Origin of the sequence: Rhodococcus sp. IEGM 1408, from assembly GCF_033142235.1 — a bacterium.
GTDB lineage: Bacteria > Actinomycetota > Actinomycetes > Mycobacteriales > Mycobacteriaceae > Dietzia.
This window is the reverse complement of record NZ_JAWLRW010000001.1, coordinates 285,875-307,484: the sequence shown is the minus strand read 5'-3', so window position 1 is coordinate 307,484 and position 21,610 is coordinate 285,875. Positions and strand designations below refer to the sequence as shown.

Here is a 21,610-nt window from a genome sequence, read left to right as displayed (position 1 = left end):
ACCCGGGGTGGCCGCCCGCCCGCTCACAGCCCCAGTTGCTGCATCCGCGCCGAGATCCTGAGGTCCGTGCTCACCACCGGGGCCTCCTTGTCCACCCAGGAGTCGCCGCCGAAGTACATCTGGAAGATCTTCTCCGCCGTGCGCGTGGCCAACGCCTGGGTGGACAGCGTCGGGTTGGGTCCGCCCAGGGAGTTGGCCAGGGCCGAGTTGTCGGCGATGAACAACCGCTTGACCCACCGCGACTCCGCGTTGGCGTCGAGCACCGAGTCCCTGTCGGACTCACCCATCCGCATCGTCGACTGGACGTGCAGGAGCAGCGGCGCCCAGTCCATCCGGTAGACCTTCCTGGCGCCGGCCGCGCGCATGATCTCGGCAGCCTTGCGGACCATGAACTCCCGGTTCTCCTGCGTCCGCGCCGTCCGGCCGCGCAGGGACACATCGACCTTGGCCGGCGTGCCGTTCTCGTCGGCGGGGAACAGTGACGGGGTGATCCGGTTCTGCGCCTCCACGTGGTCGTCGGTGATCACCAGGAAGTTGAGCAGATGGTCGATCCCGCCCATCATCAGGTCCTTGAGTTCGTTGCCCACCAGGCGCCCGGAGGGCCCGTCCCACGGACCGTACAGGCCGCGCCCGTTGTCGTAGTGCCCGCGAGTGCCGGAGTCGGACAGGCTCAGGGTGAACGCCTGGATCCCCGGGCCCAGCCCCACGTTCTCGATCCCGCCCCGCCCCGGGTAGTCCATCCGGGCGGCGGAGTTCGCACCCTTGGAGTTGCCGGTGTACTCGTCGAAGCTGCCCACCACCCAGTCGAAGTGGTGGTCGGTGTGCCCTCGACCCACCCAGTCGTTGGGGTTGGGCAGACCGCTGTTGAACCACAGCCGCGGGCTCTCGGTGGACCCGCCGGCCAGCACCACGACCTGCGCGTCCTCGGAGAACGTCTCGCCGGTGGAGTTGTCCCGCCAGCTCACCCCCCGGGCCACGGTGTGCGGACCCTGGACCTCGTGGCGGATCTGTCGGACGAACGCGTCGGTGATCAGTTCGAACGGCCTCCCGCCGGGGCGGACGGCGTCGGCGGTCAGGCCGAGCGGGACGTAGCTGTTGTCGGTGGAGCGCTTGGCAAACTGGTTCCGGGGCGCCTGCAGCGGCGCGTAGCAGCCCTGGAAGCAGTGCCCGCAGAACGTGCACCCGGTCGCGGCCGGGTAGGTGAGCAGGTCGGAGACGTCGGTGCGTCCGGCGTTGCCCCCGGGCTGCAGGATGGCGTTCTGCTGGGGCCGGAATGCCGGGCGGGTGGTGTTCCGGGAGGTCTGTACGGGCAGCCCGACCGCCTCGCACCCGCGGAACATGAGCGCCTCCTTGGTGCCCATCGCCGCGGTCTCCACGGGCAGCGTCGCCTCGGCCCATTCCAGGTACGGCACGAACTCGTTGTAACCGAACGGGAACCGGTGCGCGGTGTCGTACTCGGCGGCGTCCGGTCCGTCGTAACCGCGGAAGACTCCCGGCATCGGGCGGGGACTGTTGCCGTAGTAGTGCTGGGTGGTGCCACCGACGCCGGAGAGCTGCCAGACGAAGAGGTTGGTGGTCCACTCCCGGAACCAGGCGGGCTTGCTCCGGTCCTCGGGGCCGAAGCGCAGGAAGCCGTTGTTGGGGTTGTTGGCGTCGTTCTCCGCATGCGACCACTCGGTGGCCGGGTCGGCCTGCCGCGGCCCGCCTTCGAGGACCAGGACGTCGAGTCCGCGTCCGGCCAACTCCGCCGCGACGACCGGGCCGCCGCCTCCTGCTCCGATCACAATTACATCACGCATCTGCCGGCACCTCCGTCCGATCCTGGTAGTAGCCGAGGAGCTCTGGGTGCCCGTCGACCAGACCGCCTGGTCGGTATCCGGTGAGGTCCCAGGGGACCGGGCGGGGTTCGACCTGCTTGGTGACCGGGTTGTAGTTGTTCATCTCCGAGTAGGTGCCGAACGCGGTCCCCTCGAGGAGGATGCCGCCCGCGAACCGGAGGAAGCCGGAGGCGCTGGCCCGGAGCGGGACGGGCAGGGCCGCGTCGAGGATGGAGACGAGCTCCGGCACCGGCCCCTCGATGCCCGCGAGGACCCGGCACTTGTCCGCGAGGGACAGGCGGGAGAACGGGGAGCCCAGCGGCCCGACCAGCGACCCGGGATTCGCGAGCAGGGCGCCGAGGTTCAGCAGCAGCGCCACGGGCAGGGACAGCGGCAACACGCGGTCGCTGTAGACGTATCCGAGCACCTGGTCGATGCGGCGACCGTCCGGTTGGGTCAGCCCGAGGAACGGCTGGGCCTGGACTCCCAGGTCCGACAGCGCCTCGCTGAGCCCCAGGGCGAGGGGCCGGGAGAGCTGGTCGCCCATCGCGAGGTAGTTGTCGAACAGGTCCTTCATGAACTCGCCGCCCCCGATCTCGATCGGTCCGGGGTCCGGGCGCAGCGTGCCCTGCTGCCGCGACCAGTCGTCGGGGCCGGGCATCACCATCACGCACAGTCCGCGCATCGTGTCGAGCGAGAAGGCTTCGACGGCGTCGAGGGCGGCGCTACCGGTGCCCTGCGCACCAGCTCGGCTGACCAGGCCCGATGTGTGATCCAGCGTCCCCGGCAGTGCCACCCCCGCGGCGACGAACGTCCCGAGCATGGACGCTCGCGCGAGAAACGCCCTCCGATTGAACTGCTCCATTGCCACGGCCCCCCCGTATCGCAGTGGGGCCACGCTAACGGTGTGACGGGCGTCACGCTACCGCTTCTAAGAATCTCCTTCCGCGCACACGAGGAGCTCTCCGTCCGCGCCCGGCCGGGCCCCGTGCTCGGCCAACCGCACCGCCAGCTGGTCGAGCGGCGGGTTGTGGTGGCCCAGGTGCACGGCCACCACCTCGGTGTGGTCGTCGACGGCCCCGGCGGCCCACAGCGACCGGATCATGTGCCCGAACCGGTCCAGCCCGAGATGGGCCTGGGAGATGTCCTCGCGGTCGCCGAGGGTCTCCTCCAGGAAGACCGCGTCGAACCCTGCCCCGCGCACGACGTCGAACCACTCGCCCGGCCACGGACCGGTGTCGGTGGCCCAGAGGATGCGCGCGCCGTCGGGGCCGGTGACGTCGTAGAGCACCGCGTCGCCGTCGGTGAAGACGCGGTGCCGGGCGGGCAGGACCCGCACGTCGTAGGCGCCCACCTGGAGACGGTCCCCGGCGGCGACGACGACGAGGTGGACCGGGTCCTCGGGCCCGATCCAGGGCCGGCACAGCTCGAGGGCGTCCGCGGGGCCGATCACCTCGAGCGGTCCGGACCCGGGGACCCAGGAGCGGGAGAGCAGGGCCTGGGGGCCGAGGTGATCGGAGTGGGCGTGCGTGAGGAGCAGATGTCTGACCCCCGCGAGGGTCCGGCCGTGACGCGACGCGGCCCCCGGCACCTCGGGCCCGCAGTCGATCAGCAGCTCGTCGTCGACCAGGGCGGCGGTCTGGCCGCGCACCTCCCCGCGCCGCAGGGCGTCCAGGCAGGAACCGCAGCGGCAGAACGGGTTGGGCCACCCGTCGGCCGCTCCGGTTCCCAGCAACACGATCTCCATCAGGAGCCGGGCCGGTTCTCGCGCAGCGGCAGCACCGCGCGGCCGTCGCGGCGGTCCAGGACCTCGACGCGGGCGTCGTACACCTGGGCCAATCGGTCGACGGTGAGCACGTCCTCCCCGGTCCCGTCGGCGACGATCCGCCCGGCGTCCAGGAGCACCAGGCGCTCGCCGTAGTGCGCGGCGGAGGTGAGGTCGTGCATGGCGGCGACCACGGTGAGGCCGCTCTCCCGGCGCATCGAGTCGACCAGGTCGAGCACCTGCTGCTGGTGCCCGATGTCGAGCGCGCTGGTGGGCTCGTCCAGCAGCAACACCCGGGGCTCCTGCGCCAGCGACCGGCCCAGCACCACCCGCTGGAGCTCGCCCCCGGACAGCGTGGTGGCGATCCGCGGCGCGAGGTCGTGCAGTCCCAGCCGGTCGATCACGCGCTCGACCACCTCGTGGTCGTGGGCGGACTCGCTGCCGAAGCGGGGGATGTGAGGGGTGCGGCCCAGGCGGATCAGCTCCCGCGCGCTCACGCCCTCCGGGACGATCGGGCGCTGCGGCATCAGCGCCACGGTCCGGGCCACCGTCCGGCGTCCGGCTCGGCGCGGCGCGAGGCCGGTCACCCGGACCTCCCCGCGGGCGGGGATGAGCCCGGCCAGCGCGTAGAGCAGCGTGGTCTTGCCGGAGCCGTTGGGCCCGACGAGCGAGATCCAGGACCCGGCCGTCACGGTCAGGTCGACCCCGTGGAGGACGGGGACCCCGCCGCGGGCCACATGCAGGCCGCGGCAGTACAGGGCTGGGGACTCCTCCGGAGCGGCGGTCACAGGTGCCCCCGGCTCCGGCGCAGGACAAAGAGGAAGAAGGGGGCGCCGATCGCGGCGGTCACCACCCCGATGGGCAGCTCGGCCGGGCTCATGGCGGTGCGGGCGACGATGTCGGCGAGGATGAGGAAGGTGGCCCCGACCAGCAGCGACAGCGGGAGGAGGAGCCGGTGGCCCGGGCCGATCACCAGCCGCACGGCGTGGGGGATGACGATGCCCACGAACCCGATCAGGCCGCTCACCGACACCACCGCGGCCGTGCCGAGCGTGGCGACGCTGATCAGGACAAGCCGTACCCGGGCCGGGGCGATGCCGAGGGTGGAGGCCTCGACGTCGCCGACCGCCATCACGTCGAGGGTGCGCCGGAACAGGGCGATCACCGCGACGGACACCGCGACGTACGGCAGCACCGTCCACACCTGCGACCACCCGTCCGTGCTGAGCCGGCCGAGCATCCACGAGTACACCTGCCGCAGGGTCTCGTCGTGGCGCTGCATGAAGAAGGTCTGGATGGCGCTGGCGAACGCGGCCACGGCGACGCCGGCGAGGATGATGACGACCTCGGTCCGCCCGCCACCGACGCTGCGGCCGAGGGCGTAGGTGGCCATCACCGCGATCATGCCGCCGACAAAGGCGGCGGGGGGCACCATCGCCGAGCCCAGCGCGCCGCCCACGACGATCGCCAGGGTCGCGCCCAGCCCCGCGCCGCTGGACACGCCCAGCAGGTACGGGTCGGCGAGCGGGTTCCGGAAGACGCCCTGGTAGGTCGCCCCGGCGATCGCCAGCATCGCGCCGACGATCCCGCCGAGCACGACGCGCGGGATCCGGATCTCCCACAGGATCACCTGCTGGCGCAGCGAGAACCCCGAGTCGACGTCCACCAGAGGCACGCGGCCGATCAGCTCGAGCAGGACCCCGCGGGGGGTGAGGCCAGCCGGGCCGACCAGGGTGCCCGCCAGCAGCGCCACCAGGAAGAGCAGCGTCGCCCCGCCCAACACCAGGGCGTGGCGGAGCGACGACTGGGTCACGAGGCGGGCTGCGTCTCGGGCAGCTGGGCATCCCGGGGCAGCGCTGCGACGATCGCGGCCACCTCGCGCAAGAAGTCCACCACGCGCGGTCCCCACCGGCTCGCCAGGTCCTCGTCGACCACGTACACGCGGTCTTCCCGGACCGCGGTGAGCTCACCCCAACCGGCCCGCTCGGCCACGACCTCGGGGGTCATCCCGCAGCACTGGCCGTCGGCGAGCAGGATCAGGTCCGGGTCGGCCTCGAGGATCAGTTCCTCGGACAGCTGCGGATAGCCGGTGCTCCCCGTGGCGATGGAGGTCAGCCCGAGCAGCGAGTAGAGCTGCCCGATGTAGGTGTCGTCGGTGACGGTGTAGAAGGTGTCGTCGAGCTCGTGGAAGTACGTCAGCGGCGTCTCGCGCCGGGGGACCGACGCGACGATCTCGTCGATCTCGCCCTGCATCCGGGAGACCAGTTCGGCGGCCTCTCCGATGTGCCCGGTGGCGGCGCCGACCTGCTCGAGCTGGGTGTAGGTGTCGTCGAGGGTCTCCCCGGCGGGCAGTAGCAGCACGTCGACGCCGGAGCGCTCGAGTCCGGCCACGATGTCGCCGGTGTCGTCCGTGGCCAGCACCAGGTCCGGCTGGTAGCCCAGGATCGCTTCGAGGTTGGGGGTGTAGCCCGACAGCTCGGTCACCGGGGCGCCGGCGGGGAAGTCCGAGCGGTCGTCCACCGCGACCACCTGGTCGCCGGCGCCGACCGCGTACAGCATCTCGGTGGTGGTGGGGCTGAGCGAGATGATCGCCTGCGGCTCGGCTGAGGTTGAGCTCGAATCCGGGGCGGTGGCGGTGGCATCGGTGGCCGGGTCGTCGGCGCCGGTGCAGGCCGTGGCGACGAGCGCGACGGCGGTCAGAGCAGACAGTAGTGCTCGGGCTCGTGGGTGGCGCATGACATCCTCCGGGAGTCGGAGGACGAAAACAGCACGGCTGCGGCGCGGACGCCGCGGCACGCAACCGTCCTTCGTCCGAGGTCAGTTCGTACGGCGCCGCGGTACCGGCCGACCTGGCTCGCCCGCCGAGAGGCGGGATCACAGTTGCGGGACAGCGTCGGATTCACACCGACTTCCGCCGCGTACCACGGTCGTCCGGCGCTGGGCCGGACCATCCGATCCTAGCCCCCGCCTGCGGAAAACGCAGGTCCGGCTCCGCTCACCTCACCCGTCCAGCCCACCCCACGCGTCCAGCGCACCTCACCCGCCCAGCGCCTCACCCGCCCAGCACGACCCCCTCGCGCCGCGGGTCCGCGCCCCCGATCAGAGTCCCGTCGGACTGCCGCAGGATCGCCGAGAGCCCCGAGGACTGGTCCTCCGTCGAGACCTCGTGGCCGTGGTCGGTGAGCCACCGCGCCAGCGGGGAGTCGTCGCCGCCGACGGCCGGGTGCTCGCCCCCGAGCCCGGTCTCGGGGGAGTTGGCCGCGCCGAAGGACGGGGCGCCCACCGCCTGCTGGGGGTTCAGCCCCCAGTCCAGGATCCCGACCAGCGTCTTGACCACGAACTGGATGATCTTGGACCCGCCGGGGGAGCCGGTCACGGCTCGCAGCTCGCCGAGTTTGAGGGGCGAGCCGTCAAAGACCAGCGTCGGCGCCATGGACGAGCGTGGCCGCTTGCCCGGCTGCACGCGGTTGGCCTGCAGCTCACCGGCCTCATCCCGAGGCTCGGCCGCGAAGTCCGTGAGCTGGTTGTTGAGCAGGAACCCGTCCACCATCTGGAACGAGCCGAAGGCCGACTCGATCGTGGTGGTCAGCGCCGCGGCGTTGCCGTCGCGGTCGATCACGCTGATGTGGCTGGTCCCGTGCTCGGGCCCGGTGAACACGCCGCGGGCGTCAAAGGCGAACTCGCCCGGCTCGGCCTCGCCCATCGAGCGCGCGGGGTCGATCATCGCGCCCCGCTCCTTCATGTACCCGGGCCGAAGCAGCGTCAGCGGGGAGCCGAGCGGAGGCGGGACGAAGCCAGGGTCGGCGATGTAGACGTCGCGGTCGGCGTACGCCAACCGCTCGGCCTCCGTCACCAGGTGCACGGCCTCGGGGGCCGGCAGGCCCCCGTCGTCGTCGACCTCGGTCGGTGGGTACGCGGCCAGGTCCCGGTCGGAGAGCATGGACAGCGTCGCGGCGACGGTCGTGCCGCCGGAGGACGGCGGCGCCATGCCGCACAGGGCATGGTCGCGGTACTGGCCACACAGCGGCTCGCGGCGCAGCGCCTCGTACTCCGCCAGGTCCTCTACGGTCATCGTGCCCGGGGTGATCCCCTCGCGGGCGGCGGTCACCTGCTCGACTATCGCCTCGGCGATCGCGCCGGTGTAGAACGCGTCCGCGCCCTCGGTGGCCACCGCGGAGAGGGTCTTGGCGTAGGCCGGGTTGGTAAGCCGGGTACCGGCGGCCTTGCCGGTGTCGCCGTCGAGGAAGTACCCGGCCGCGTCGGGGTCAAGGGCGAGGTCCGCGGCGGAGGCGGCGATCGAGTCGGCCAGGCGCGGGCTGATGTCGAACCCGTCGTCGGCCAGCGCGACGGCCGGGTCGAACAGCTCCCGCCACTCGCGCTCGCCGTGTTCCTGGTGGACGGATTCCAGCAGCCGCAGGATGCCGGGGACGCCGATCGAGCGGCCGCTGCGGCGGGCGTCGGGTTGCGGCTCGGTGGTGTCCTCGGCGGAAACGTACCGGAGGTAGTCGGCGGTGGCGGCCGCGGGCGCGGTCTCGCGGCCGTCGTAGGTCTCCACGCGACCCGACTCCTTGTCGTAGTAGACCAGGAACCCGCCGCCGCCGATCCCGGACGACTGCGGCTCCACCAACCCGAGCACCGCCTGGGCGGTGACGAGCGCGTCCGCGGCGGTGCCCCCGACGGCCAGCACCTCACACGCGGCCAGGGTGGACAGCGGATGCGCGGTGGAGACCGCGAACGACTCCGTGGCCACGGGCTTCATCCCGCCGCGGTACCCGGTCGCGATCTCGGGATTGTCCGCGATCGGGCCGCCCGGGCTGGTGGCGTCGCCGGCCGGGGAGGCGTCCTGCAGCGGGTCCGTCCCGTCGGTCTGGGCGCACGGCTCGGCCTGCTGGACGGGGAGCGGGTCACCGCCGAGCGCCCCGGGGCGTGGGGCCTGCGAGGTGGGAGCGGGAGCGGGCGACGACGACGAGGCGGGCGCCGCTTCCTGGTCGCCGTCCCCTGAGTCCGACGAACACGCCCCTACCACCAGGACGGGGACGAGTCCGAGGGCCAGGGCCGTCCGGGCGAGGAGTCCGTGCTTCCGAGTACGCATGATGGTCCGCCTTCGCCGGTCGCAGAGCGTGTGCTCCAGACTGCTCCCGCGGGCGCCTCGCGTGAGGCGTTTCGGGCCCGGGCGAGTCCGACTCGTGACCGACCGGGCCGGTAGCCGCTCCCGCCGATGCATTCGCGCCTGCCCGCCGGTCCGCGCCGGAGTCCATCGCCAGGAGCGGCTGCGTGTGGCCCCCGGTGGCGGTCGAGGAAGATGGGCGGAGACCACATCGCACACGGGGAGAGGACCACCAGATGACGACGACGAGCGGTTCAGGCGACGGGCCTTCGGCCGGGGAGCTGCGGTCCCAGGGTTTCGCGACCAGGCGCGAGGTGATGAGCGACGCCTTTGTGGACCGGGCGATGGGCCGGGCCGAGGGCACCGCATCCGAGGCCATCCAGTACGTGGTGACCGAGAACGTCTGGGGCAACATCTGGAACCGGCCCGGCCTGGGCCGGCGGGACCGCAGCCTGCTCAACATCGGCATGCTGGTGGCGCTGCGGGCGAACGCCGAACTGGCCGGACATGTCCGGGGCGGCCTGACAAACGGCCTCACCCGCGAGGAGATCATCGAGGCCGTCATCCACGCCTCCGGCTACTGCGGGGCGCCCGCCGCCCTCTCGGCCATGAAGACGGTTCAGGAGGTCTTCGACGAACTGGACGAGGGGTAGGCTCGGCGCCGAGCGTGACCGTCGCCACCCCTTCGTGAGGAGCCTTAATATGCGCAGCACCATGCAGCCGGAACAGCTGAACATCAGCACGATCCTGCAGTTCGGAGCGACGGTGCATAAGGATGCCGTCATCACGACGTGGACTGATTCCGGACCGCGGAAGATCTCGTTCGGGGACCTGGGGAAGCGGGCCGCACAGCTCGCCCACGCGCTGCGCTCACTGGGGATCGACGCCGATCAGCGCGTCGCGACCTTCCAGTGGAACAACTCCGAGCACATGGAGGCGTACCTGGCGATCCCGTCGATGGGCGCGGTGCTGCACCCCCTGAACATCCGGCTGTTCCCGGACCAGCTCGAGTTCGTGGCCAACCACGCCGAGGACAAGGTCGTGATCGTCGACCCGAGCCTGATCCCGCTGCTCCAGCCGCTGCTGCCCCGGTTCTCCACGGTCGAGCACGTGATCGTCACCGGCGGCGGCGCCGCGAACCTCGAGGCTCCCGAGGGCGTGCAGGTGCACGACTACGAGGCGTTGCTCGCCGCACAGCCGACCGAGTTCGAGTGGCCCGAGGTGGACGAGAACTCCGGCGCGGCGATGTGTTACACCTCGGGCACCACCGGTGATCCCAAGGGCGTCGTCTACTCGCACCGCTCGATCTACCTGCACTCGATGCAGGTGTGCATGTCCGACGGCATGGACATCTCGCTCGACGACAACGTGCTGGCGATCGTCCCCATGTTCCACGCGATGTCGTGGGGCCTGCCGTACGCGGCGTTCCTGGTGGGCGCGTCGCTCCTCATGCCGGAGCGCTTCCTCCAGCCCGAGCCGCTCGCCGCGATGATCGCCAGCGAGCGCCCCACGCTCGCCGCCGCCGTGCCCACCATCTGGCAGGCCGTCGACGCCTACAGCGTCGACCACCCCATCGACATGTCGAGCTTCCGCGCCGTCGTGGTGGGTGGCAGCTCCTGCCCGCCGGCGTTGATCCGCAAGTTCAAGGAGAACTACGGGATCGACATCATCCACGCGTGGGGCATGACGGAGACCTCGCCCATCGGCACCCTGTCCCGCCCCAAGGCGGACCTGCCCGAGGAGAAGCAGTTCGAGCTGCGCACCACGCAGGGACGGTTCCTCGCGGGGGTCAAGGCCCGGATCGTCGACGACGCCGGCGAGGAGATGCCCTGGGACGGCGAGTCCGTGGGCGAGCTCCAGGTCCGCGGACCGTGGATCACCGGCAGTTACTACAAGGTCGAGAACTCGGACGCCTTCGACGACGGTTGGCTGCGCACCGGCGACGTCGGGTACGTCCGGCCGGAGGGCTTCCTGCAGCTCACCGACCGCGCCAAGGACATCATCAAGTCCGGCGGCGAGTGGATCTCCTCGGTCGAGGTGGAGAACTACCTCCTCGAGCACCCCGCTGTCGCCGAGGCGGCGGTCATCGGCATCCCCGACCCCAAGTGGGATGAGCGCCCGCTGGCGACGATCGTGGTCAAGGACGGGATCCCCGATCCGAGCGTCGACGAGCTCCGCGCGCACCTGGAGACCAAGATGGCCAAGTGGCAGGTGCCGGAGAAGTTCGCGTTCGTCGACGAGATCCCCAAGACCTCCGTCGGCAAGCTCGACAAAAAGCGCATCCGCCTCTCGCATTCGGACGGCGAGCTCACGGTGGTCAACGCTCTCGACTAGTGGTCCGGCGGCGTCTCCACTCCGCCCGCGCCCCGAACCTGCCCGAACCCGTCGAGAAGACAGTTCCGCACACATCGCCCGAGAGACGGGTGTGCGGAACTGTCTTTTCGATGGATCGTGCGCGGCGGGGTCAGCCGACGTGGGCGGGGGCGAGCGGTCGGAGCGAGACCGGCAGGCCGTCCCCGGGGTAGGGGAGCGAGTCGTTCTTCATGGGCGGGGCGTAGTCCAGCGGCACCGACCACTCGAAGTGACGCAGCAGCGCGCTGAGCACGAGCTTGGACTCCAGGTTGGCGAAGATCATGCCGAGGCACTTGTGCACCCCGCCGCCGAAGGGCTCCCAGGCATAGCGGTGCGACTTGTCCTCACGCCGGTCGGCGGAGAAGCGCTCGGGGTCGAAGATCTCCGGCTGGGTCCAGTACTCGGGCATGTGGTGCGACAGCAGCGGCATCACCGAGACCAGCCGGCCCTCGGGGATCTTCACCCCCAGCACCTCGGTGTCCTTGACGGCCCTGCGGGCCAGCACCGGCACCGGGGGATGCAGCCGCAGCGTCTCCTTCATCACCAGATCCAGGTCGCTGAGCCCCTCGACCTCCGCGAGCGTGGGCGACGGGCCGAGCTCGAGGCACTGCCGCCGGCAGCGCTCCTGCCACTCCAGGTCCCGCCCGAGTTCGTAGACCATCGAGGTCACCGTGCTCGTGGTGGTGTCGTGCGCGGCCATGAGCAGGAAGATCATCTGGTTGATGATGTCGTCGTCGTCGATCCCGCCGGAGGCGTCGGCGACCTGACACAGGGCGGAGAACAGGTCGTCGCCGGGGTTCGCGCGGCGGGCCGGGAGGTGCCGGCGGAGGAACTCCTCGAGCAGTCGCCGGCCGCGGGCGGCACGGCCCCACTTGGTGAACGGCAGCGCGGTGGAGCGGACGTAACCGTTGGCGGCCTGGACGCAGTCGACAAAGGCCTGGTTGACCTGCTCGATCTCGCCCGGCCTGGCGTACTCGGCCCCGCCCATGAAGACCTCGGTGGCCAGGTCGAGAGTGTGCGCCTTGAGCGCGGGGTAGATCTCGAACGCGCGGTCCGGGGTCCAGTCCGAGATGCCCTTCTCGACCAGCGGGGCGAGCCTGCGGGCGTAACCCTCCAGCCGCGGGCGGGTGAACGCCTCCTGCATGATGTGGCGGTAGTGGTGGTGCTCGGTGAAGTCCAGCAACATGAGCCCGCGGTCGAAGAACGGTCCCACGAGGTAACCCCAGCCGGGTCCGTTCGCGAAGGCCTTGTCCGCGTTCTGCAACGCGATCTGGCAGGCGTCGGGGCCGATCAGCGCGGTCCAGGTGGCGCCGAGGAAACTCAGCTCGGAGACCGGGCCGTGGTCGCGGTAGCGCCGGGCCATGGTGGCCAGCGGGCTGTGGACGTACTCCAGGGTTCCGCCGAGAACCGGCAGACGAGAACGAAGCGGGGCCGGGCCGGGGCGGTAGACCCTCTCGCGCGGATCGTCAATGATTGACATATGGCACCTCTTTGTCGGGTTGCCCACAGTCTGTGATGCCGCTCACACCGGTGTCAAGGGAATGACGAAACCCATCTGGACGCAAGTCCTGGAGCTGGGACTATGCGCGGGCCACCAGCGCGGCCACGTCCACTCCGTCGGGTAGCGCGCCGTATTCCGCGGAGCGGTCGTCGCCGAGTCTGGCCAGGCAGAACGCCTCGGCAACCGGCGCCGGGGCATGCGCGAGCAGCACCGCGCCCTGCTGCGCCAGCGCCATGGCCTCGACGAGTCGCCGGGCGATCCCCGGCGCCGCAGCGGGCTCGGCGGCCGCGCGCCCGATCAGGCCCCGGACCCGCTCCACGTGCCGGTCGAACAGCTCGTGGGTGCCCAGTTGCGCCGCGAGTTCGCCGTCGAACGCGGCCACCGATTCCGGCTCGCGGGCCATCGCGCGCAGGACGTCCAGTGCGATGACGTTGCCTGAGCCCTCCCACACGGCCAGCACCGGCTGCTCCCGGTAGCGGCGGGCCAACGGGAACGCCTCGGTGTAGCCGTTGCCGCCCAGGCACTCGAGCGACTCGTAGGCGTGGTTGGGACCGCGCTTGCAGATCCAGTACTTGGCGACCGCGGTGGCCAGCCGGCGGTACGCGGCGGAGTCGTCGTCGTCGTACGCTGAGGCCAGTCGGGTCGCTGTCCATGCCGCGGCCTCGGCCTCGAGCTGCAGGTCAGCCAGCACTGCGGCCATGGCCGGCTGGTCCACCAGGGTCGCGCCGAACGCGGCCCGGTGGCGGGCGTGCCAGGCGGCCTCCGCGACGCCTTGACGCATGCCCGCGGCGGCGCCCAGGACGCAGTCGAGGCGGGTGCGACCCACCATCTCGATGATCGTGCGGACCCCGCGACCGGGCTCGCCGACCAACCAGCCGAGCGTGCCGTCGAACTCTACTTCTGACGAGGCGTTGGACTTGTTGCCGAGCTTGTCCTTGAGCCGCTGGACCAGGAACGGGTTGCGATCGCCGCCGGGCAGGACCCGCGGGACGAGGAAGCAGCTCAGACCTTCGGCGGCCTGGGCAAGGACCAGGAAGGCGTCCGACTGCGGGGCCGAGCAGAACCACTTGTGGCCGCGGAGCAGGTGGAGGCCGTCCCCCACATGCTCGGCGGTGGTGGTGTTGGCGCGGACGTCCGAGCCCCCCTGCTTCTCGGTCATGGCCATGCCGAACAGCACACCCGACTTGGTGGCGGGGTCGCGCAGCTCGGGGTCGTAGACCGTGGACAGGAGCGCCGGCTCCCACTCCGCGGCCAGCTCCGGGCTCAGTCGCAGCGACGGGACCACGGCGTGCGTCATGGACAGCGGGCAACCGTGCCCCGCCTCGATCTGCGAGACCAGCATGAAGCCGGCCGCCCGCTCCACGTTCGCGCCCGGGCCCGGGTCCGCCCACGCGGAGGTGTGCAGACCACGGGAGACCGAGTACTCCATGATCCGGTGGTAGGAGGGGTGGAACTCGATCTCGTCGACCCGGTTGCCCCACCGGTCATGGGCACGGTGCACCGGTGTGAGGGTGTTGGCCAGCTCCGCGTGGTGTTGGTACTGCTCCGTGCCCACGTGTCGGCCGATCTCGTGGAACCGCTCGGTCGCGGCGCTCGGGGCGAAGACGCCCACCGCCTCCTGCAGGGCGGGGTTGAGGGCGTACTCGTCCACGTCCACGCGCGGCGGTGCCTGGTTGAGCACCTCGTGGGTGGTGCGGTTGCGCGTTGCCGGCATGGTGTTCGGCTCCCTCTGGCTCGTGAGATGCGTCAATTCCTGGAGCGGCTCAACGCGTGAAGTGCGTCAGCTCTTGAAATACATGAGCTGGTTGCTCGTCGCGAGGAGCGTCCCGTCCCGGCCCCACAGCCGCGCCGACTCGTCGTGGTAGTTGCCGTGGAAGCGGTGCGCGTGGACGCTGCCGAGGATGAAGTCGGTCCCCTGGGCCGCGATCTCGTCCGCGGTGGCCAGGTAGTGGATCGAGAGGGTCACGGTGCCCGCGGGGACCGGCCGACCGAGCCGCAGGAACGACCTCGGGAAGAACGAATCGCACATCGCCGTGAGCGCGACATGGTCGAGGGGGCGGGCCGGGGTGTCGCGGATCCACATCGTCGTCGTCGACTCGGGGCTTCCCTCCCCGTCCGCGACCCATTCCCACCCGCCCGTCACGAACCGCATGTCGTAGTTCTCGACCCACCGCACGCCGCGGTCCGAACCGGCCGGGGTGAGGTCCTCCGGCGCCGGGACGTCGGGCGGGCCGGCCTCGGTCTCCGACCAGGTCTCGCGGCGCAGCGCGGTGATCGCGGTGGCGGTGGTGACCACCTGGTCGCCCTGCCGCATCTCCAGCCACCAGTGCTGGTTGGAGCGGTTGGTGCGGGCCGGGCGGACCTCGATCTCGAACTCGCCCTCGGCCACCGGGCCGGCGTAGTTGAGGGTGAGCGCCAGCGGGTCGCCGTGCCGCTCGGGGTGCTGGATGACCGCCTGCAGCATGGTGGCGGCGGTGGTCCCGCCGAAGGGGCCGACCATGTTGGCCCACGCGTCGACGGTGCGGCCGCGCACGAGGTTCTCAGCGACCTGCTCGAGTGCGACGGCCTGATCCATCGCGTGGGAGGGGGCGGTCGGACCGGTCACGGTGAGTCTCCTGATCGGGCGGCTTTGGGGGGCGGGCCGCCGGGTGTGACCACCGTACCGAGGGGTGGAGCTGGCCGAGGGGCGAGACGGGCCAACTCACCTGTCCGTTTCCGATTCACCTGCGCCGATCCCGTAGGTGGGTCGGAATCCGATAGGTGAGCTCGTGCGAGGCGGGCACTGGGCGCAGGGGCTCGCACTGTGGTCGCCGAGATCCAGGATCCGCTGGTCGCCGTCGTCCCTCCGGGTAGCCGCCGGCGCCCCGGAAATCTGCCCCTCGGATTGCGATACGCCCCGGGAGGTCCGAGGGCGGATCGCAATCTGAAGGGCGGATTGACCAGTCGGTCGTGAACGCGCAGTCCAGTCGTGCAGATGCGCAGCGCAACCCGCGCGGACAACCCCGCTCGAATGCGCAGGGCAACCCGGTTCGCGCTCAGCCCGGCGCCAGGAATTCCTCGATCGCCGCCCAGGTCTCCTCCGGTGCCTCCTCCACCAGGAAGTGCCCGGCGTCGATCGCGCGCCCCTCGGCCCGGGGGAGTCGGCCCCGCCAGATCTCGAGCGGATCCGCCTCCGCGCCCACCATGCCCCGCGATCCCCACAGCACGAGCGTCGGCAGGTCCGGACGCAGGTGCAGGTCAGCGGCGTCGTGCTCGAGGTCCACGGTCGCGCCGGCCTGATAATCGCCGCAGATCGCGTGGATCACGCCGGGCCGCCGGATCGCCTCCTCGTACTGGGCCAGCGCCTCCGGGTGGAACGCCTCGAGCGGGGTGTAGAGCCCGACGAGCGCGGAGTGCAGGAAGCGCACGGGGTCGCCGGCGATCATCGGCTCGGCGATCTCGGGCCGGGCCAGGAATCCCCAGTGGTAGTAGGCGCGGATCATCTCCGGCGTCATGCGCTCCCACACCTCGGTGGTGGGCAGGATGTCGAGCAACGCCACGCGCTCGACCAGCTCCGGCCGGTCGAGCACCAGCCGATGGGCGGTCCGGGCGCCCCGGTCGTGGCCGATGACGATCGCCTTGTCGTCGCCGTGACTGTCGTCGCCGCTCCCACCGCCGGGCCGCTCGGCCAGGTCGCCACCACCGCCGAACCGCTCGATCAGCGTGGCGACGTCGGCGGCCATCGCGCGGAACGAAAAATCGTCGTCAGTGCACACCGAGGCGCCGTATCCGCGCAGGTCGGGCACCACGACGGTGTGGCTGGCGGCGAGCCGCGCGGCGATCGGGTGCCACATCGCGCCGGTCTGCGGGTAGCCGTGCAGGAGGAGGACGACCGGTCCGCTGCCGCCGACGCGCGCGTGGATCCGGGCCCCCGGGGCGACGACGACGAGGTCGGCGAACCCAGGGAAGAGTGCAGCGTCGTCTGGCACCTGGGCTCCTCGGGTTCAAAGGGGATCCGTGGAGCGACAGTACCCACCGGCCGTCGCCGACTGTGGCCAAAGGGATCCGGCCGACACGCGGGACGGGAGAGAATCAGGGCCATGCAGACAGCCCGGACCCCCACGTTCACCGAACTCACCGAGGGCCGGATCGCGCCGCCCATGGCCGCCCGCCCGGGCCCGGATCTCGCGGCGGCGGGGTACACCGAATCCGAGTGGGCCGCCTCGGGCGAGGCGGCGTCCTACTCGGTCGGGGAGCTGCCCACCGATGGCCGCATCCAGCTGGCTCAGGCCGACTCGGCGGCGTTCGCCACCCGGGTGCTGGTCCGCCGCCCCGGCGCCGAGCGCTTCAGCGGAGTGGTGCTGGTGGAGTGGCTCAACGTCAGCGGCGGGCAGGACGCGGCGCCGGAATACACCTATCTCGCCGACGAGATCGTGCGGGCCGGCCACGCGTGGGTCGGGGTGTCGGCGCAGTTCATCGGCATCGAGGGCGGCGACGCGGCGGTGGGCATGGGCGGGCAGACCACCGGCCTGCGCGAGCAACGACGGGAGCGCTACGGCGACCTGCACCACCCCGGCGACGCCTACTCCTACGACATCGTCACCCAGGTGGGCCGATTCTGCCGAGACGCCCGCGACGACGGCCCGCTGGCCGGACTGGCGCCGGAGACGGTGCTCGCGATCGGGGAGTCGCAGTCGGCCATCGCCCTGACCTCCTACATCGACGGCGTGCACCCGCTGGTCGGCGTGTTCGACGGCTTCCTGCTGCACAGCCGCGGCGGCGGGGCCCTGCCGTTCGACGACCGTGGCCGCGCGTCCGGCATCGCCGCCGCCGTCCGCTCATCCACCCTGCTGCTTCGCGACGACCTCGACACGCCCGTGCTGGTCGTGCAGGCAGAGGGCGACCTCGCGGGGTTGCTCGACTCGGCCCGCTCGCGCCAGCCCGACTCGGAGAACGTGGTGACCTGGGAGATCGCCGGCCAGGCGCACGCCGACGCCTACCAACTGGGCGAGCTCGCCGGCATGGTCGACTGCGGCGGCGCCATCAACAGTGGCCAGCAGGTGTTCGTGGTCCGGGCCGCGCTGCGGCACCTGGTGTCGTGGGTGGGCGGCGGGACGCGTCCGCCTGCCGCGCCGCCGGTGGAACTCGACGACGACGAGGTGGTCCCCGGAGACCTGGGCATCGGCCGGGGTGGCGTCCGCACTCCGGCCGTGGAGGCACCGGTCGAGAAGTTGGTCGGTGCCCCGTATGCGCAGTCGGCCCCGTTCTGCATGCTGCTCGGGCGCACCGAGGAGGTCCCCGAGGCGGAGTTGCGCGAGCGGTGGTCGGATCGCGATGAGTACCTGCGGGCATACACCGAGGCCACCGACCGGCTCATCGCGGAGGGTTTCCTGTTGACCGACGACCGCGAGGAGATCCTCGCCGACGCCCGACCGGAGCGCATCGCCTGGTGAGCCGGGGCGGCCGCGGCCGTGAGGCCCGCAGCGTTTGCCGTTCTTGTCGTACCTACCGTGAAAAAACCACGATTTCTCCGCAGTAGGTACGACAAGAACCGCGCAGGCATGAACGCCGGCATGGAATCAAATCGGTTTCCCTCAATCCTGATAGCGTTCGAAACTATGAGTAGCTTCCTCGGGAGGGGTATGACCATCCCCGATACTGGCTGTATCAACCGGGGCGGATGCAGGAGGTCAAGCGATTTCGGACCAACCGGAACAGCACAGATGTCCGGCCGAATCACCTCCAGTCCAATGGCGCTGTTCTTGGTCGATGTCTAAGCGTGCTGGGGTGCTCGTCGCGACTTTCGTGGCCGCCCAGATCGCCATTCCTTCGTTCCTGCTCGCTGGTCGCTGGTCCGTTGAGGGATCAATGCCCACAGTCGAGTACCCATACAGTTGGCAGATGTTCAGCACCGTAGACCCGGGTACGTACACCGGTACGGCCTCCGACGGCTCGGAACGAGACCTCGGCCTCGACGAACTGCCTCTGGTCACGCGTGCCGTGGCTTACAGCGACGATGTGCTGCAGTTGCTGTGTGACCAGCACGCTGACCTGGCTTCAGTCGCTCGATCCGGGGCGGAAGAAGGGTTGCTGGGGCACGAGAAGGTCTACCAATGTTGACCGTATTCCGCGTCGCATTCGGCGCCCTTGCTGCCGTCAAAGCTCTCCAGTTGACGACGAAGGCATCTATTTCCTTCGAAGAAGGGATAAGCCTCGCGGATCAGGCAGCCATCGCACTGCCGTTGGGTGCTGTCATGTTGGTCGCCGCGCTCTTCTTCATTCTCGGCAGAGGGGTCCGCCGGGCCGCGATGGCGATGCTGGTGGGTTTCCTCGTATTCGTCATCGCCCTCGACTTCTACAATCACCACACCTACTTGATCAGCGTGGTCTGCGCGATCTTCGTTCTAGGCCTGAATGTTCCCCAGTTATTGAAGCTACAGCTGGCCATCGTGTACACATTTGCTGCGCTCACGAAAGTCAACGAGACATACCTGTCCGGCTCCGAGCTCTACGCCTCGATGGTCCAGCACCTCTTCTGGCAGACCGTTGTCGGCGTCGACCCCGAACCCGCATTCTTGATAGCAGTATCGGTCGCATCGATCGTTGTCGAGGCGTTCCTAGCGGTCGGTTTGTGGTTCGCGCGAACGCGCAGAATCACTCTCGTCATCGGCCTTTGTTTCCACTTAAGTCTGGTCGTTCTCGTCACGGCCGGTTTCGACTTGTTCTTGGACCTGGCCATCTACGGCGGAGTGATGCTGTCCCTCTATCTGCCGTTCTTCGAGGAGGAGATCAACACGCTCGTGCGCCGAAACAAGGCGCCCGTCGAGCAGGAGCCGTCCCCGGCGCAGCTGGTCTTTTAGTCCCTCGTTCCGAGTGCTGGGGCGCGGGTGCTGCGAAGCGGAGCGCGCCCGAAGTTGCGGTCAGCGGACCGCGTGAGCAGGATGACCGCCACGAACAGCGACTGAGCTGCGACATATGTGGCCATCACGACCAGGTCGCGGTAGGACCAGTCAACGAATTCCGGCCGGAAGTCATCGAGGGCGATTTGTCCGTCGGACAGCACGAACAGCGCGCCGCCGAGCGCACCGACCCAGCCGTGGCTGGACGGGGAATCAGACTAAGCGCGCATGCGTGGACGGTAGCGACTGTCAGAGTGCGGCGACGATTAGTGCTCAGGGTTGCGTGGTGCGGGTCCTCGTCGTCGTCGTCCCACGACGGTGTATGCCACCAACGCCACCAGCACCGCCGCCGAGCACAGCACGCCCACGCCAAACGCGAGGGTGATCCCCCCCTCGGTGGAATAGGTCGAGTCCGACGGGTGGGCGGCGAGCACGGCGGCGGAGAGCGCGGCGCCGAACGCCCCGCCGACGGTGCGCAGAACCTGGTTGAAGCTCACGGCGCTGCCGAGCTGGTCCACTGCCACACTCCGGGCGATCAGCGCGGGCATGGCGGCGTAGCCCGAACCGATCCCGGCACCGAACAGGAACATGCCCAGAGCGAGCGTCCAGAAGTTGCCGTGCGCCAGCCAGAGCAGGACCGACGCCACGGTCATCACGCCGGCGCCGACGGGCAGGAACACGGCCATGTCGACCCGGCGGGAGAGGGCGCGGACCGCCCGGTTGGCCAGGAAGCTGCCCACGGACAGCGGCGCCATCATGAATCCCGCCCACATCAGGGGGACGGCCAGCCCGAAGCCGGTGTCGGTGGGGGCCTGGGCCGCCAGGCTCGCGATGGACAGGCCGATGTACATGGCGGTCCCCAGGCCGATCGCGGTGGCGTTGGCCAACAGCACCTCGGGCCGGCGCACCACCCGGAGGTTGACCAGCGGATGCCGGGTGCGCACGCTGTGCATGCCCCACACGGCGAGGGCGACAAGAGACACGGCGAGGGTCGCGAGCGCGCGCGGGGAGGACCAGCCCCAGCCCTGGGCCTCGGAGATCCACAGCAGCAGCGTGGCCAGGCCGCCGCCCAACAGCACCGCCCCCGGCAGGTCAAGAGGGGTGCGCGGGGCGAGGGGATCGGGACCGGCGGGGACGAAGCGCCACACCCCGACCGCGGCGGTGGCCACGAACAGGGCGGCGAAGGCGAACGCCGCGCGATGGCCGAACGCCGCGGCGAGCAGACCGGTGAGCGGGTAACCCAGCCCCATCCCCACCGACACCGTGACGGACAGCGTGGAGATCGCCGGCTGGGACTCGACGTAGGTCAGGTGCCGGCGGGCGAGCGCGATGGTGACCGGGACCGTGCCGTAGAGCAGCCCCTGCAGCGCCCGGCCGATGAGGAAGACGGTGAAATCCGTGGCGACGGTGGCGATGACCGACCCGGCGAAGATCACGGCCAGCGAGACCAGCAACAGTCGCCGGGTGTGCGGGCCGTCGGCGAGGCGTCCCATGATCGGCGTGGCCACTGCGCCCACCAGGAGGTTGGCGGTCAGCATCCACTGCGCGGCGCTGACGGTGATGCCGAACTCTTCTGCCACCGACGGCACCAGCAGCATGCCGAGCGAGCTGACGATCGCGCTGGTGAGCCCGGCGTAGACGAGAGCCTGGAGGAACCAGCGGGGGGCGGGCGCGTGATTGGGGGTGGTCATCTCGAGCCCTCGATGTCCAGGCGGCGCAGCAGGGGGACGGCCGCAGCCAGGGTGGCCCGCTCGGACTCACTCAGCTGGTCGGCGACCGCATGGACCAGCCAGTCCTGGCCGGCGGCCCGCTCGCTGAGCAGGCGCTCGCGCCCGGCGGCGGTGAGCGTGACCAGCATCCGACGACCGTCGCCGGGGTCCGGGCTGCGGGAGACCAGGCCCAGTTCCTCGAGCTCGCGGACCGCGCCTGCCACCGCCTGGTGGCTGATGCGTTCGTGGGCGGCGAGGTCGGTGGCGGTGAGGGCGCCGTGCCGATCGAGGCGGGACATGATCCCGGCCTTGCCCATGGACAGCGTCCGGCGCTCACTGAACCGCCGCCACAGCGGGCGGAGGGCCTCACGCAGGTCCGACGCCAGTGCCGTGGGGTCGGACGATGCAGAGGGGTCGACGCTGGTGGTGGGGTCGGGCGACGCCGTGGGCTCGTTCACCGGACCAACTGTACAACTTGCTT

18 protein-coding genes, 1 pseudogene and 1 riboswitch are annotated in these 21,610 nt (G+C 70.7%); of the genes and pseudogenes, 5 read left to right on the top strand and 14 right to left on the bottom strand.

Annotated features, from left to right (window positions below; genetic code table 11):
- Positions 1–23: 23 nt before the first annotated feature.
- From R4P08_RS01480 to ggt, 7 genes are all read right to left on the bottom strand, one after another.
- The gene (locus tag R4P08_RS01480; RefSeq protein ID WP_317811973.1) at positions 24–1,799 is read right to left on the bottom strand and encodes a GMC family oxidoreductase N-terminal domain-containing protein; all 1,776 of its coding nucleotides are present in this window, start codon (positions 1,797–1,799) and stop codon (positions 24–26) included.
- Positions 1,792–2,682: a hypothetical protein gene (locus tag R4P08_RS01475; RefSeq protein WP_317811972.1), complete on the bottom strand. Its 891-nt coding sequence runs from the start codon at positions 2,680–2,682 to the stop codon at positions 1,792–1,794. Before R4P08_RS01475 ends, R4P08_RS01480 begins: the two co-directional genes overlap by 8 nt.
- Before the next feature lie 66 nt (positions 2,683–2,748).
- Positions 2,749–3,564: an MBL fold metallo-hydrolase gene (locus R4P08_RS01470; protein WP_317811971.1), complete on the bottom strand. Its 816-nt coding sequence runs from the start codon at positions 3,562–3,564 to the stop codon at positions 2,749–2,751.
- Positions 3,564–4,370 (bottom strand): ABC transporter ATP-binding protein, encoded by an 807-nt coding sequence (locus tag R4P08_RS01465; RefSeq protein WP_317811970.1) that lies wholly within the window; start codon positions 4,368–4,370, stop codon positions 3,564–3,566. Before R4P08_RS01465 ends, R4P08_RS01470 begins: the two co-directional genes overlap by 1 nt.
- On the bottom strand, positions 4,367–5,395 hold the full coding sequence (locus R4P08_RS01460) for an iron ABC transporter permease (RefSeq protein WP_317811969.1): 1,029 nt from the start codon (positions 5,393–5,395) through the stop codon (positions 4,367–4,369). The genes R4P08_RS01465 and R4P08_RS01460 overlap by 4 nt, the downstream gene beginning before the upstream one ends.
- Complete coding sequence (locus R4P08_RS01455) at positions 5,392–6,318, bottom strand: ABC transporter substrate-binding protein (protein WP_317811968.1); 927 nt, start codon at positions 6,316–6,318, stop codon at positions 5,392–5,394. The genes R4P08_RS01460 and R4P08_RS01455 overlap by 4 nt, the downstream gene beginning before the upstream one ends.
- A gap of 112 nt (positions 6,319–6,430) precedes the next feature.
- A riboswitch (cobalamin riboswitch) is annotated at positions 6,431–6,491 on the bottom strand.
- A 143-nt stretch (positions 6,492–6,634) separates the two neighbouring features.
- Positions 6,635–8,674 (bottom strand): gamma-glutamyltransferase, encoded by a 2,040-nt coding sequence (gene ggt / locus R4P08_RS01450; protein WP_317811967.1) that lies wholly within the window; start codon positions 8,672–8,674, stop codon positions 6,635–6,637.
- Positions 8,675–8,925: 251 nt separating this feature from the next.
- Between ggt and R4P08_RS01445 the strand changes: the two genes are divergently transcribed.
- Together R4P08_RS01445 and R4P08_RS01440 are read left to right on the top strand one after the other, a co-directional pair.
- Entirely contained in the window at positions 8,926–9,342 is a 417-nt protein-coding gene (locus R4P08_RS01445; RefSeq protein WP_317811966.1) for a carboxymuconolactone decarboxylase family protein, read from the top strand.
- Between the two features lie 49 nt (positions 9,343–9,391).
- Positions 9,392–11,023 carry a long-chain fatty acid--CoA ligase gene (locus R4P08_RS01440; protein ID WP_317811965.1) on the top strand — a complete coding sequence of 544 codons (1,632 nt, stop codon included), beginning with the start codon at positions 9,392–9,394 and terminating at the stop codon, positions 11,021–11,023.
- Positions 11,024–11,153: 130 nt separating this feature from the next.
- On the opposite strand, the gene R4P08_RS01435 is transcribed toward R4P08_RS01440, so the two are convergent.
- From R4P08_RS01435 to R4P08_RS01420, 4 genes are all read right to left on the bottom strand, one after another.
- Positions 11,154–12,521, bottom strand: a complete 1,368-nt coding sequence (locus tag R4P08_RS01435) for a cytochrome P450 (protein ID WP_317811964.1) — start codon at positions 12,519–12,521, stop codon at positions 11,154–11,156.
- Positions 12,522–12,621: 100 nt separating this feature from the next.
- On the bottom strand, positions 12,622–14,256 hold the full coding sequence (locus R4P08_RS01430; protein ID WP_317811963.1) for an acyl-CoA dehydrogenase family protein: 1,635 nt from the start codon (positions 14,254–14,256) through the stop codon (positions 12,622–12,624).
- Positions 14,257–14,322: 66 nt separating this feature from the next.
- Positions 14,323–15,147: an acyl-CoA thioesterase gene (locus R4P08_RS01425; RefSeq protein WP_411741133.1), complete on the bottom strand. Its 825-nt coding sequence runs from the start codon at positions 15,145–15,147 to the stop codon at positions 14,323–14,325.
- 430 nt (positions 15,148–15,577) lie between these two features.
- Positions 15,578–16,510, bottom strand: a complete 933-nt coding sequence (locus tag R4P08_RS01420) for an alpha/beta hydrolase (protein ID WP_317811962.1) — start codon at positions 16,508–16,510, stop codon at positions 15,578–15,580.
- Between the two features lie 111 nt (positions 16,511–16,621).
- On the opposite strand from R4P08_RS01420, the gene R4P08_RS01415 reads away from it, so the two are divergent.
- From R4P08_RS01415 to R4P08_RS01405, 3 genes are all read left to right on the top strand, one after another.
- Positions 16,622–17,974, top strand: a complete 1,353-nt coding sequence (locus R4P08_RS01415) for an alpha/beta hydrolase domain-containing protein (protein ID WP_317811961.1) — start codon at positions 16,622–16,624, stop codon at positions 17,972–17,974.
- A gap of 448 nt (positions 17,975–18,422) precedes the next feature.
- Positions 18,423–18,641 carry a hypothetical protein gene (locus tag R4P08_RS01410; RefSeq protein WP_317811960.1) on the top strand — a complete coding sequence of 73 codons (219 nt, stop codon included), beginning with the start codon at positions 18,423–18,425 and terminating at the stop codon, positions 18,639–18,641.
- Positions 18,635–19,381 carry an HTTM domain-containing protein gene (locus R4P08_RS01405; RefSeq protein WP_317811959.1) on the top strand — a complete coding sequence of 249 codons (747 nt, stop codon included), beginning with the start codon at positions 18,635–18,637 and terminating at the stop codon, positions 19,379–19,381. The genes R4P08_RS01410 and R4P08_RS01405 overlap by 7 nt, the downstream gene beginning before the upstream one ends.
- On the opposite strand, the pseudogene R4P08_RS18520 reads toward R4P08_RS01405, so the two are convergent.
- The 3 genes and pseudogenes from R4P08_RS18520 to R4P08_RS01395 all read right to left on the bottom strand — a co-directional run.
- Positions 19,378–19,614, bottom strand: a pseudogene (locus R4P08_RS18520) (lysoplasmalogenase family protein); the annotation flags it as partial. The gene R4P08_RS01405 and the pseudogene R4P08_RS18520 sit on opposite strands and share 4 nt — an antisense overlap.
- Positions 19,615–19,686: 72 nt before the next feature.
- On the bottom strand, positions 19,687–21,111 hold the full coding sequence (locus tag R4P08_RS01400) for an MFS transporter (protein WP_317811958.1): 1,425 nt from the start codon (positions 21,109–21,111) through the stop codon (positions 19,687–19,689).
- Complete coding sequence (locus R4P08_RS01395; protein ID WP_317811957.1) at positions 21,108–21,587, bottom strand: MarR family winged helix-turn-helix transcriptional regulator; 480 nt, start codon at positions 21,585–21,587, stop codon at positions 21,108–21,110. The genes R4P08_RS01400 and R4P08_RS01395 overlap by 4 nt, the downstream gene beginning before the upstream one ends.
- Between the last annotated feature and the right edge of the window lie 23 nt (positions 21,588–21,610).

Coding starts and splice junctions, on each gene's coding strand:
- R4P08_RS01480 (WP_317811973.1), bottom strand. CDS start 1,799: ATGCGTGATGTAATTGTGATCGGAGCAGGAGGCGGCGGCCCGGTCGTC.
- R4P08_RS01475 (WP_317811972.1), bottom strand. CDS start 2,682: ATGGAGCAGTTCAATCGGAGGGCGTTTCTCGCGCGAGCGTCCATGCTC.
- R4P08_RS01470 (WP_317811971.1), bottom strand. CDS start 3,564: ATGGAGATCGTGTTGCTGGGAACCGGAGCGGCCGACGGGTGGCCCAAC.
- R4P08_RS01455 (WP_317811968.1), bottom strand. CDS start 6,318: ATGCGCCACCCACGAGCCCGAGCACTACTGTCTGCTCTGACCGCCGTC.
- ggt (WP_317811967.1), bottom strand. CDS start 8,674: ATGCGTACTCGGAAGCACGGACTCCTCGCCCGGACGGCCCTGGCCCTC.
- R4P08_RS01445 (WP_317811966.1), top strand. CDS start 8,926: ATGACGACGACGAGCGGTTCAGGCGACGGGCCTTCGGCCGGGGAGCTG.
- R4P08_RS01440 (WP_317811965.1), top strand. CDS start 9,392: ATGCGCAGCACCATGCAGCCGGAACAGCTGAACATCAGCACGATCCTG.
- R4P08_RS01435 (WP_317811964.1), bottom strand. CDS start 12,521: ATGTCAATCATTGACGATCCGCGCGAGAGGGTCTACCGCCCCGGCCCG.
- R4P08_RS01430 (WP_317811963.1), bottom strand. CDS start 14,256: ATGCCGGCAACGCGCAACCGCACCACCCACGAGGTGCTCAACCAGGCA.
- R4P08_RS01415 (WP_317811961.1), top strand. CDS start 16,622: ATGCAGACAGCCCGGACCCCCACGTTCACCGAACTCACCGAGGGCCGG.
- R4P08_RS01410 (WP_317811960.1), top strand. CDS start 18,423: ATGTTCAGCACCGTAGACCCGGGTACGTACACCGGTACGGCCTCCGAC.
- R4P08_RS01405 (WP_317811959.1), top strand. CDS start 18,635: ATGTTGACCGTATTCCGCGTCGCATTCGGCGCCCTTGCTGCCGTCAAA.
- R4P08_RS01400 (WP_317811958.1), bottom strand. CDS start 21,111: ATGACCACCCCCAATCACGCGCCCGCCCCCCGCTGGTTCCTCCAGGCT.